The sequence below is a fragment of the Microcystis sp. CS-574 genome (genome assembly GCF_028329095.1).
GTDB lineage: Bacteria > Cyanobacteriota > Cyanobacteriia > Cyanobacteriales > Microcystaceae > Microcystis > Microcystis ichthyoblabe_A.
In genome coordinates this window covers 1-12,188 of sequence record NZ_JAQMSY010000193.1, presented here as the reverse complement: position 1 = coordinate 12,188, position 12,188 = coordinate 1, and the positions used below count along the sequence as shown (strand labels likewise).

The window sequence follows — 12,188 nt, the reverse complement described above, 5'->3', positions numbered from 1 at the left end:
GATCCCCCCTTAATCCCCCCTTAATAAGGGGGGTATCTGACAACTTTTAACACCTACCTACTTAACTGTTTTTCCGATATAAAAGTTAAACATTGCTGCCAGTTCTCCAGAGGGGCTAAAGCTGCAGTTAAAAGTCGATACCAAATTAGGTTACACTTCATCTTTATGGGAAACGAAACTCTGTTCTAAGATAGGTGGGACAATGCCGAATATTAAAGGAGACGATGGTGCGCTCAAAACCATTTTCAGCAATAGTAAAATTATCGCAGTGGTGGGGCATTCTGAGAAATCGAGTCGCGCCAGCTATCAGGTAGCCAAATTTCTGCAAGCGGTGGGTTATCGAGTCTATCCTGTCAATCCGATGGTCAAGCAAATTGATGGTCAAAGGTGCTATCCTTCTCTAGAGGCTATCCCTGAACCCGTGGATATTGTTAACGTTTTTCGTCATCCTGATTATCTACCTGAAATTGTCGAGTCAGCTATTGCTATTCAGGCTGCTACCCTTTGGACACAATTGAAAATTTATCACCCAGTTGCGGAAAAAAGGGCGATCGAGGCGGGTTTAAATGTGATTATGGATGCTTGTATCCAGATAGAATATCAGCGTTTAGGGATTTCCCAAAAATAAACTATAGCGGTTCTCGTACCTGTACGGCACATTTAAACCTTTGCTGATTAAGCTTTTGAACATCAATAATGTACCTCGTGCGAATAGAACACGCTATATACTTTTTGAAAAATGGTGGCTCTCTTGGGTTTGGCGGGTAAAATGTATTCTAAGATACATTCTTCCTAGCGAGGGGGTGGAACGAACCACAAAGACACAAAGGACACAAAGACTGATCAATCATATTGTAAGTTAAACTTATCACACAGAACCTAGAAGAGCCAAATGGTATTATCGGGGCTTGGTTGTCAGTCGTTTGAGCGCTGTTGTATCAAGCTTTTTTTGTTTGTGGTCTCTTCTTGGAAAAATTTGCTATGATGTAGAGACTTGTTTAGTATTTGGTAAAAATAACCATAAATCTCACCGTGTTCACAACTGTTCAACCCGCAAATCGATCGAGCTTACCTGATGACCTATTTACGGCAATTAAAGAGCTTAAAAGGGAATTAAACGCCGTTATTCTGGCTCACTACTATCAAAATTCTGACATACAGGATATAGCTGATTATATTGGTGATTCTCTAGGTTTATCCCAGCAGGCTGCCCAAACGCCAGCAGATGTAATCGTATTTGCGGGGGTTCACTTCATGGGAGAGACAGCTAAAATATTAAATCCGGATAAGTTGGTATTGCTGCCGGATTTAGATGCGGGATGTTCTTTAGCTGATAGTTGTCATCCTGAAGATTTTGCTCGTTTTAAAGCCCAATATCCCGATCATATCGTGATTTCCTATATCAATTGCAGTGCAGAAATTAAGGCCATGAGTGATATTATCTGCACCAGTTCCAACGCAGTCAAAATAGTGAATCAAATCCCTGTCCATCAACCGATTATCTTCGCTCCTGATCGCAATTTAGGCCGTTATGTCAGTCAGCAAACTGGCAGAGATTTAGTTCTTTGGCAGGGTAGTTGTATTGTCCATGAAACTTTTTCCGAACGCAAGATAATAGAATTAAAAGTTGCCCATCCAGAAGCAAAAATTATCGCCCATCCTGAGTGTGAATCATCGGTTTTACGCCATGCCGATTATATTGGTTCCACGACGGCACTATTAAATTATTCCCTGAAAAGTTCCGAAAAAACCTTTATTGTCGTCACAGAACCGGGGATTATTCACCAGATGCAAAAATCCGCGCCAGAGAAAGCATTTATACCCGCACCAGCTTTAAATAACTGTGCTTGTAATGAGTGTCCCTATATGAGACTGAACACTCTCGAAAAATTGTATCTCTGTATGCGAGATAAAACTCCAGAAATTACTATTTTTGAAGATTTAAGAGTTAAGGCACTGTTGCCGATTCAAAGAATGTTAGAAATGTCTTAATCAGTTATCAGTGCGCCAATTCAAAAACGAAAAGCATCAACCCCAAGAGTTAGCTCTTCTGGTGTTTGTCTGGAAGGAAAAAGAATAGGGATAATTTGGGTTAACCACAGAAACCAAAAACCTACCTAAAGCCTTTTAAAGTTACTCATTTCTGTAGCTAGATAACTAAAATAAGTAACTTTGGCCACCGATAGATTTTAAGAACGTTATCAGGTATAATCAAGATATGAAGGTAGTTGAACGTCATATTATCAGTCAAAACCATCCCTTATGGTCAGAAATCGACCATTATGCCTTCTTGTCAAAAAATTTGTTCAATCTAGCTAACTACCATTATCGCCAATATTTCTTTGAAAACTCCCAAAAACTGAGTTTTAATCAACTCTATCATCTGGTATCTAAAACCTCTTAGCTTCACCATGAGTGATTATTGTTGACTGATCACTGAAAAATCTCTCCAACCTCCCACTTAAAAAGGGAAAGAGCTATGCTCTTCCCCTTTTTTTAAGGATTTATTCAAGATGATTGTAGATGCACAGCAGTCGAGGCCGAAATTACATTAAGCCTAACTGAGCAAGGATGCCTTTGTGGGTTAAGTATTCCGTAGCTACGCCAATAACGAAACCGAGCATGGCTAAACGACCATTCCAGTTTTCAGCGAAAGCGGTGAAACCGAGTTTGTTTTCTTGCTTATCCATGGTGAATTGCCTTCCTATAAGAAAATTGCGTTTAAGTCAAGTGCTTGATATTTAATGTAACATAACTTTCCAGACTATGCAACATTTCTTTACATAAATTTTATTGATGTTGGCCATAAACTTTTATGGGGGTAGGGTCAAGGGTGGGCAATGGCGGCCGAAAATCAAGCCTGATCCTAGTTCTCAGACTAAATAACGGTTTTCCCATCCCTGACCGAAAAAGATTACAATCAAGCGAAAGGTCAAGAATCGATCGCCGTCGAGCGAGGAGTGAATATGCGTGCCTTACTGATTTATCCCGTTTTTCCGCCGACTTTCTGGTCTTATAACAAAATTCTGGAATTAGTCGATCGCAAAGTCTTACTTCCTCCCCTGGGTATGGTGACGGTGGCGGCGATTCTACCCCAGGAATGGGAATTTAAACTGGTCGATCGCAATATTCGGGCAGTGACAGAAGCAGAATGGGACTGGGCCGAAATAGTGATTCTTTCGGGTATGATCGTCCAACGTCAAGATTTAATCGAGCAAATTCACGAAGCCAAGCAACGGGGTAAACTGGTGGCCGTGGGGGGTCCCTATCCCACTTCTATCCCCCACGAAGTTGCTGAGGCCGATTTTCTGATTCTCGATGAGGGAGAAATCACCATCCCGATGTTTGTGGAAGCATTGGCAAAAGGAGAAACTAAAGGTGTTTTCCGCACCACAGAAAAACCCGATGTGACAATTACCCCGATCCCCCGCTACGATCTGCTCGATTTTGAAGCTTATGATTCCATGTCGGTGCAGTTTTCGCGGGGATGTCCCTTCCAGTGCGAATTTTGCGATATTATCGTTCTCTACGGTCGTAAACCCCGCACCAAAACCCCCGCACAATTATTAAAAGAATTAGATTATCTCTACGAGTTAGGTTGGCGCCGGGGCGTGTTCATGGTGGATGATAATTTTATTGGCAACAAACGCAACGTTAAATTACTCCTCAAAGAATTAAAAGTTTGGCAAGAAGAACACCAGTACCCTTTCCGGTTTAACACGGAAGCATCGGTGGATTTAGCCGCCGATCCCGAATTAATGGAAATGATGGTTGATTGTTACTTTGACGCGGTCTTTTTAGGGATTGAAACCCCCGACGAAGAAAGTTTACAATTAACCAAAAAATTCCAAAATACCCGTAGTTCGTTAACCGAGACGGTAGAAAAGATTATTAAAGCCGGATTGCGCCCCATGGCGGGATTTATCATCGGTTTTGATGGCGAGAAAAAAGGAGCGGCCGATCGCATTATTAATTTTGTCGAAGAAGCGGCCATTCCCACGGCTCTATTTGGAATGTTACAAGCTTTACCGAATACCGCCCTATGGACTCGCTTGGAAAAAGAAGGACGACTACGATTAACGGGGAAACAGGACATTAACCAAAGTACCCTGATGAATTTCGTTCCCACCCGGCCGATCGAAGATATTGCCACAGAATATATTGAAGCCTTCTGGAAATTGTACGATCCAGAGGTATTTCTCGATCGCACCTATCGCTGTTTCCTGAAATTAGGCGCACCTAAAGCGAAACCTGCCTTTAAACTGCCTCGTCGGGCCGATCTCTATGCCCTAGCGGTAATTATCTGGCGACAGGGCTTTAAACGTTCCACTCGCTGGAAATTCTGGCAGAATTTATTCGGTATTTTGCGTCATAATCCCGCCAATGCCGAACACTATATCACTGTCTGCGCCCACAACGAGCATTTCCTGGAATACCGTCAGATTGTCCGGGATGAAATTACGGCACAATTAGCCGAATTCCAACGCCAAGAGGCATTAATGGCGGAAAAAACCGTCATAGCTGCCTAATTATTCCGAGGATGGGTTATTTACCCATCCTGAACATTTTCTGTCCTGATGGTGGGCGATCGATAAATCAATAATATTCCTAGTTTTCTGGTTAAAAATTCCCTCAATCTCTGCCAAAGCAATTCAGTATAATTTCTTAATTTTCTAGATATAATTACATTTTTTCCCTAAAATGTTAGCTGGAATACTGAATAAATCGAGAAAACCTGGATAAAGCCAGTATTTTTAGCTCCTTAACCCTATCAATCAAGCTAAAATCAATGATTACTCGTCAAGAACTTAAGAAACTACAATCCCTAACTCAAATACCCGCCCTTTCCATTCTCTTACCTACCCATCGCACCTCACCGGATAACAAACAAGACCCTATTCTCGTTAAAAATTTGGTCGATGAAGCAAAGCGCCGATTATCGGAAGAATTCTCTAAACGTGAAATCGAACCTTTGTTCAATCGCCTCGATAGTCTAGTAGCTGAAATAGATTATCCTTATACTCTAGATGGGTTAGCTCTCTATATTGGTCCGGATATTGCCAAGCTTTATAACCTGCCTTTTTCTGTCCAGGCAAGGGTTGTCATCGATAAAACCTTTGCTACACGGGATTTAGTTTATGGATTACATCGAGAACAACCCTATTGGCTGTTACTATTAAGTCAGGGTTCTACTCGTTTAATCTCAGCTACAGGAGAAACTCTTGAAGAAATTCGCGATCAGAATTTTCCCCTAGAAATGACTGGACCGGGGGCCACCGCACCACTGCCCTTTGATGCCGATACCAGTTATCTAGATGATAGAATCCGGCGATTTTTCCAGCAGGTAGATAATGCTCTGGGTGAATACATTGACATTGATGATTCTTCCCCTTTGATTGTGGGTGGAGTGGTTCGTCAAATTTCCTTCTTTCAAGAAGTTTCACAGTACACATCAGCAATTGTTGGCACTTTAACCGGCAATTTTGACAAAACCTCACTGTCAGAATTAATTCCACAAGTATTGCCGATTATGCATTCAGTGCGTCAGACTCAAAAAACTGAAGCTCTGCAAGCTTTGGATGCGGCAGTCAGCGCTCAAAAAGTTATCTCTACCCTGGGAGAAGTGTGGCGTTTAGCGCAGGAAGGTCGAGGAAAATTGTTATTAGTGGAGAAAAATTACCATGTACCCGCAGTTTTAAGCGAAAATGGTGACTTGATACTGGTGGAAAACGTCGGTGGTACGGAGGTAATCGATGATGCAGTGGATGAAATTATCGAAGTGGTATTGGCCAAGGGAGGACGTGTAGCTTTAGTCGAGGAGGATTCCTTGAACGATTACCAAAAAATTGCCTTGATTTTACGTTATTAGACCTAACACTCCGTTTCACAGGCCCCAATACTAACCCATTGACTAGAACCATCAGACCAGTATTCTTTTTTCCAGATGGGGGCATTATGCTTAAGAGTATCAATAGCATAACGACAGGCTGCGAAAGCTTCCCCTCGATGGGGACAACCCACCGCTACTAAGACGCTAATTTCACCGATTTTGAGCTTACCAGTGCGATGGTGAATGACAACTCGATTGGTGTCGGGCCAGGTTTGCCGAATTTGCCGAGCAATTTGCCGGAAAACCTCCATCGCCATGGGTTCGTAGGCCTGATAATCAAGATAAATAACTGGTTTACCGTCGGTTTGCTCCCGTACAGTACCACTCATTAGTACAATAGCCCCATTAGCCCCATCATCGGCTAATTGATATACTTCCTGCAAAGACAAGGGAGCGAAACTGATGCGAAAACTATCTTGAGTCATGGATGCTTTTTTCAGTAAATAGTAAATAGTAAATAAGTAGCTGGTTATAATTAAATTTAAAATGGATTTTAGGTTCGATCCCCCCTGCCCCCCTTGATAAGGGGGGTGCCGATAGGCGGGGGGATCCCCCCTTAATCCCCCCTTAATAAGGGGGGCATCTGATAATTTTTAACGCCTACCTACTTAGTAATCAGTGAAGTGACAAGACAGCACTGTTAATGCCATTTAATACTCCTCACTTGATACTGCTCACTGAAAACTCAAATCTGATAACTGCTCACTGATAACTGATAACTGATAACTGATAACTGATTCCAGGCTGACAGCTATATTAATCCACAGCGCGGCGAATTTGAAGACAGCACCATTCTTGACGTTTCCACAGGGCAGCCACTGTCCAGCCTTGGGGTTCTAAAATATCTGTAACTGCTTGTGCTTGGGTGACAAGAATGCCGCTTAAAATTCCCCAAGTGGTGGGTTTTGCCAGACGGGTGATTTCGGGCATTAAAGCGATAATTGTCTCGGCTAAAATATTACAAACGATGCCATCAACACCATCGGGAATTAATTCTAATAACTCCTCGACACTACCCTGATTAACAGCTAAATTTTCGGGGTTAATCCCGTTGAGATGGCGATTACTGTACGTCGCATTCACCGCCAGGGGATCTATATCGACAGCATAAACTTTTTTGGCCCCCAATAAAATCGCCCCGATCGCCAGTATGCCGGAACCACAACCGATATCGGCGATAATTTTATTCTCTGGATGGCTACTTAAACGCATTTCTAGGGATTCTAAACATAATTGGGTGGTGGGGTGCGTTCCCGTGCCGAAAGCGGAACCAGGGTCAATTTTAATCACCAATCTCTGATTATTTTCCGGAGGATTTAACCAAGCAGGACAGATCAAAAAGCGATCGCCGATCTCGCTAATTTGCCAATGTTGTTTCCAACTGCTGGCCCAGTCTTCCTCGTCCATTAACTGCCAACTGGTGACAGGTTCAGAAAAACCTAAAATCAAAGCATCCTGCTTTAACCAGAGGCTTAGTGCCTCTAAATCGGGCAATTGCGCTTTAATTTCTGGTATATAGGCCTTAACCTCTAAAGAGGATTGTTTTTTAGCAGTGGCCGTTCCCGAACAGCCAAAATCTTCCAGTCTCCAGAAAACCGTTTCTTCGAGACTAGGTTCGCACAAAACCGTAATTTCCCACCAACTATTAGACATATATCAGTTATCAGCTTCTGAAGGCAAGAGGCAACAGGCAAGAGGCAAAAGACAGAATCTGACAATTCTCCTACCTAAAAAGAAGGTTAGAAACTAAGCACATCAAAGCTTTTAGCTTAACCAATTAGGTCTGAGATTCGGCCCTTGTTATCAGTTATCAGTTATCAGATTTGGGTTTTCAGTCAACAGTATTAAGTGGCAAGTGCAGAGCTTTCCTTTCACTGATTACTGTTGACTGTTTACTGATAACTGATTTAATCTAGAGTTTCACTGTGTAAGCATCGCGGATACCGGGGACTTTAGTAATTTCCGAGAGAAGACCTTCCGGTAGAGGATCATCGAGACTCAGGGCCATAACTGCATCACCGCGAATAATTTTGCGTCCTACCTGCATACTGGCGATATTGACATTAAAACTGCCTAAAAGTGCGCCAATTTTGCCGATAATACCGGGCATATCTTGGTGAAGGGTAAATAACATATGATTACTCGGTGGCACGTTAATGGGGAACTCATCGAGGTCAGTAATGCGGATTTCTCCCGTACTTAACAGCGCTCCGGTGACGGAATGGGTACCCATGGAACCATTAGCTTCCAAATGAATCGATCCCGAATAGTCGCGGGTGGAAGCATCCCGGGTTTCGATTACCCGGATACCGCGTTCCTTAGCTTCGATCGCCGCATTAACATAGTTTACCCGTTCCCGGAGGGCTTGGGAAAGTAAGCCCTTAATTGCCGCTACCACCAGAGGTTGACTGTCTTTAGTGGCCAATTCTCCCTGTAAACGGACATTTAACGAGTCACAGCGACCTCCTGCCAACTGACTGACAAGATTACCCATAGTTTCCGCTAATTGCAGGTAAGGGCGCAGTTTTTCCATAACATCGGGAGTTAGTCCGGGGATATTAACGGCCGAACGCGCTGGCAAACCGAGGAGGACATCGCGAATTTGTTCGGCCACATCAACAGCTACACCCACCTGTGCTTCCGTAGTCGATGCACCTAGGTGGGGAGTGAGGATGACGTTAGATAATTCTCTTAATCTAGATTCGCCTAAAGGTTCCTGTTCAAATACATCCAAGGCTGCCCCGGCAATTCTACCGGATTCGAGGGCTTCAATTAAAGCCAACTCATCGATAATGCCGCCTCTGGAACAGTTAATGATGCGGACTGTGGGTTTCATCTTAGCGATGGTTTCCCGACCGATGAGATGCTGGGTTTCGGCAGTTTTCGGGACGTGGAGAGTGATAAAATCGGACTCAGCAAAGAGTAATTCTAGATCCACCAGGGTGCAACCGAGTTGATCGGCCCGTTCTTTGGAAATAAAGGGATCGTAGGCGAGAATTTTCATGCCTAGGGATCTAGCAACGGTGGCGACGTGGGAGCCAATTTTACCTAAACCGACGACTCCTAGGTTCTTTTTATAAACTTCTGTGCCGATAAAGCGATTTCTTTCCCATTTATTCGCTTTTACCGACTGATTGGCATCGGGAATATGACGGGAGAGGGATAACATCATGGCCAAGGCGTGTTCGGCAGCGGCGATCGTGTTACCTTCGGGAGAGTTAACGACAATAATACCCTGACGAGTGGCCGCGGGAACATCGATATTATCGACTCCTACCCCTGCGCGGCCGATAATTTGCAGTTTGCTGCCCGCTTCGACGATTTCTTTGGTGACGCGGGTACTGGAACGGAGCATCAGTGCGTCGTATTCGGGGATAATTTGAATGATTTCCTCGGCGGATAGTCCTGTTTTCACGTCCACTTGGGCAACCTGTGACAGAATTTCTACTCCTACCGGATCGATCGAATCGGATACCAGAACTTTGGCCATAATCTTTATAACGTGCTTTTTTCAGTCTACGGGCAAATGCTAGACCAATATTGGTATCTAGCCGCAATAGCCCATTTTAGAAGCAAAGGGTGCAGTCTATGGCAAAATTAGCGAAAAGATTTTAGGTTGTTATTCTTAATTGTCGTCCATGGGGTTGATGTCAGGCTCTTGCCGTTGTCACTGAGATATGCCTAATTTAATCACGGTGGCGATCAAGTTTTCCGCTCCTTTTTCTAAGGCTTTTTCTAGGGCTGTCATTGCTTCTGTTTGAAAATTTCTAAGTAGCTGGTTATGATTAAATTAAAAATGGATTTTAGGTTCGATCCCCCCCGCCCCCCTTGATAAGGGGGGTGCCGATAGGCGGGGGGATCCCCCTTGATAAGGGGGGTGCCGATCCTTCCTTGATAAGGGGGGTTTCTGATAATTTTTAACGCCTACCTACTTATGATATTCACACAGTAGAGAAAAAGCCAAAAACCTCCGTTATACTTAACGGAGGCTGGTTAATTAATTAACAATTTTCAGCTACAATTTCGCCCCACATTCAGGACAGAATTTATTATTCCAACTGTTAACCGCGCCACAACTGGGACAATTGTGCATTTCACAACCCCCGGTGACAATTTTCGGTAAACCAATCATACGGGCATTACTTTGACCGGGGGCAACCATGGGATAACAATTTTCGTCTTTAGTCACGATCGCATTGACCAAAACTGGACCATCATGGGCCAACATTTCGGCAATTTTTGCGGCTAATTCATCTCGATGGCGAATAGTAATCCCTTTAATGCCGTAAGCTTGGGCTAACAGTTCCACATTTGGCATTCCCGCTTCCATATTGGAATTAGAATAACGTTCCCCATAGAAAGCTTCTTGCCATTGACGTACCATACCCTGCCAACCATTATTAATAATAATCGTCTTGGCATGAATATTAAATTGGGTTAGGGTGGCCAATTCCTGTAGATTCATTTGGAAACTGGAATCACCACTAATACAGATGACCTCCTCATCGGGAATAGCCACCTTTACCCCCATCGCAGCGGGTAAACCGAAACCCATCGTCCCCAATCCCGCGCTAGAAATCCAACGTCGGGGGCCATTTTTGAGGAATTGGGCCGCCCACATCTGATGCTGGCCCACATCGGTGGTATAGTAGGCGTGGGGTGCCTGACGGCCCACCTCAACGATTACTTCTTGGGGAGAAAGTCTGCCTTCCGGTAGGGGTACTTGCAGGGGATAATCTTGGCGCCAGCGCTCGATCTGGGCTAACCAAGCTTGGGTGCGATCGGAATTAGTGGGATAATCAAATTCTCTGGCTTTTTGGAGTATTTGTTCTAAAACTACCCGCACATCCCCGACAATCGGCACGTCAGGGGCGCGATTTTTGCCCACTTCCGCCGGGTCGATGTCCACATGAATTACCTTAGCTTTTGAGGCGAATTCGTCCAATTTCCCCGTTACTCGGTCATCAAAACGAGCGCCGACGGCAATTAATAAATCACACCCGGTCACGGCAAAATTAGCGTAGGCAGTGCCGTGCATTCCTAACATTCCCACCGAGAGGGGATGATGTTCATCAAAAGCACCGATCCCCATTAACGTGGTGGTGACGGGTAACTGAAAACGCTCGGCAAACTCGGCAATTTGGGCGTGGGCATTAGCTGCGATCGCACCTCCACCAACATAAAGTAAGGGTTTTTCGGCGGTTTCCAAGAGGTGCAAAGCGGCCTCGATTTGACGGCGATTACCCTTAACCGTGGGACGATAACCGGTTAGTTTCACATCTCCCGGTTCGACGGGGATATAATCGCATAGTTCTAAACCGACATCTTTGGGAATATCGACTAAAACCGGTCCCGGTCGTCCTGTACTGGCGATGTGGAAGGCTTCAGCGACGATTCTCGCTACTTCCCGGGCATTTCTAGCCACATAGGAATGTTTAACAATCGGGAGAGTAATACCATAAATATCGGTTTCTTGGAAAGCATCGGAACCGATGGCCGCCCGGCTGACCTGACCGGTGATAATTACCATCGGGATGGAGTCCATGTGTGCGTTAGCGATGCCTGTCACCAAATTGGTCGCCCCGGGGCCGGAAGTACCGAAACAGACCCCGACTTTGCCGGTAGCCCTAGCGTAGGCATCGGCGGCATGGGCGGCCGCTTGTTCGTGGCGCACTAAAATATGTTGTAATTCTCCCCGCTCTTCAAAGCGGTAGAGTTCGTCATAGATGGGCAGGATCGCACCTCCGGGATAACCGAAGATGTGCTTAACGCCATGACGTTTGAGACTGTCCATCAAGGCATAAGCACCAGAACAACGCTGGGGAACCGTTGTTAAAGAGTTATTGGGCTTGGGAAGTGATGAAACCACAGGGCAAACCGTCCAATTTCTAACTAGAGGGATAATTGCAATTCTGTTGCCTAGGATGCAACTTGAAAAATAGCAAAATTGATAACCTTATACTTTTAGTGTATTCCATCTCACCTTTTTGGCTGCAGTTTTTTTTCTTTTTGCATCTTACCCATGCAATATCTGGGAAGTGGGGTGTGGGGTGTGGGCTTCGGCCGTGAGCTCAGCGTTCGACTGAGCGTTCGACTGAGATCACGCCGAAGTCTCACGCCGAAGTCTCACGCCGGGGTCCGAACGGTTTCTGCTTCTTTCCCGAAGGATTTTTCGCACTTGCCTTAACAGATTTACTCTGTTCTGGTCTTATGGTCGCTCTACAGACTGACACCGCAAGCCCTGCGGCCAAAATGTTTTTACTGGCGTTAATATCTCGGTCATGGTGAGTCCCACAGT

10 protein-coding genes and 1 pseudogene are annotated in these 12,188 nt (G+C 44.7%); 5 read left to right on the top strand and 6 right to left on the bottom strand.

Annotated features, from left to right (window positions below; genetic code table 11):
* Nucleotides 1–202 precede the first annotated feature (202 nt).
* From PN470_RS15540 to PN470_RS15530, 3 genes are all read left to right on the top strand, one after another.
* Complete coding sequence (locus tag PN470_RS15540; protein WP_002733015.1) at nt 203–628, top strand: CoA-binding protein; 426 nt, start codon at nt 203–205, stop codon at nt 626–628.
* A gap of 404 nt (nt 629–1,032) precedes the next feature.
* Entirely contained in the window at nt 1,033–1,992 is a 960-nt protein-coding gene (nadA, locus tag PN470_RS15535; protein WP_002731625.1) for a quinolinate synthase NadA, read from the top strand.
* Between the two features lie 226 nt (nt 1,993–2,218).
* A complete protein-coding gene (locus PN470_RS15530; protein ID WP_069475183.1) occupies nt 2,219–2,404 on the top strand; it encodes a transposase in 186 nt (61 codons plus the stop codon).
* Nucleotides 2,405–2,546: 142 nt separating this feature from the next.
* On the opposite strand, the gene PN470_RS15525 is transcribed toward PN470_RS15530, so the two are convergent.
* Nucleotides 2,547–2,690: a high light inducible protein gene (locus tag PN470_RS15525; protein WP_002734821.1), complete on the bottom strand. Its 144-nt coding sequence runs from the start codon at nt 2,688–2,690 to the stop codon at nt 2,547–2,549.
* A gap of 276 nt (nt 2,691–2,966) precedes the next feature.
* Here PN470_RS15525 and PN470_RS15520 point away from each other — a divergent pair, with 276 nt between their 5' ends.
* Complete coding sequence (locus PN470_RS15520) at nt 2,967–4,529, top strand: B12-binding domain-containing radical SAM protein (protein ID WP_272104769.1); 1,563 nt, start codon at nt 2,967–2,969, stop codon at nt 4,527–4,529.
* A gap of 260 nt (nt 4,530–4,789) precedes the next feature.
* A complete protein-coding gene (locus PN470_RS15515) occupies nt 4,790–5,869 on the top strand; it encodes an AOC03_06830 family ribosome hibernation factor (RefSeq protein ID WP_271937248.1) in 1,080 nt (359 codons plus the stop codon).
* Between the two features lie 2 nt (nt 5,870–5,871).
* On the opposite strand, the gene PN470_RS15510 is transcribed toward PN470_RS15515, so the two are convergent.
* From PN470_RS15510 to PN470_RS15490, 5 genes and pseudogenes are all read right to left on the bottom strand, one after another.
* Nucleotides 5,872–6,315: a molybdenum cofactor biosynthesis protein MoaE gene (locus PN470_RS15510; RefSeq protein WP_002746835.1), complete on the bottom strand. Its 444-nt coding sequence runs from the start codon at nt 6,313–6,315 to the stop codon at nt 5,872–5,874.
* Nucleotides 6,316–6,646: 331 nt separating this feature from the next.
* Entirely contained in the window at nt 6,647–7,543 is an 897-nt protein-coding gene (gene prmA, locus PN470_RS15505; RefSeq protein WP_272104768.1) for a 50S ribosomal protein L11 methyltransferase, read from the bottom strand.
* A 259-nt stretch (nt 7,544–7,802) separates the two neighbouring features.
* The gene (serA, locus tag PN470_RS15500) at nt 7,803–9,380 is read right to left on the bottom strand and encodes a phosphoglycerate dehydrogenase (protein ID WP_271939332.1); all 1,578 of its coding nucleotides are present in this window, start codon (nt 9,378–9,380) and stop codon (nt 7,803–7,805) included.
* A 525-nt stretch (nt 9,381–9,905) separates the two neighbouring features.
* The gene (gene ilvB, locus PN470_RS15495) at nt 9,906–11,759 is read right to left on the bottom strand and encodes a biosynthetic-type acetolactate synthase large subunit (RefSeq protein WP_002752240.1); all 1,854 of its coding nucleotides are present in this window, start codon (nt 11,757–11,759) and stop codon (nt 9,906–9,908) included.
* A gap of 244 nt (nt 11,760–12,003) precedes the next feature.
* Nucleotides 12,004–12,188, bottom strand: a pseudogene (locus PN470_RS15490) (hypothetical protein); the annotation flags it as partial.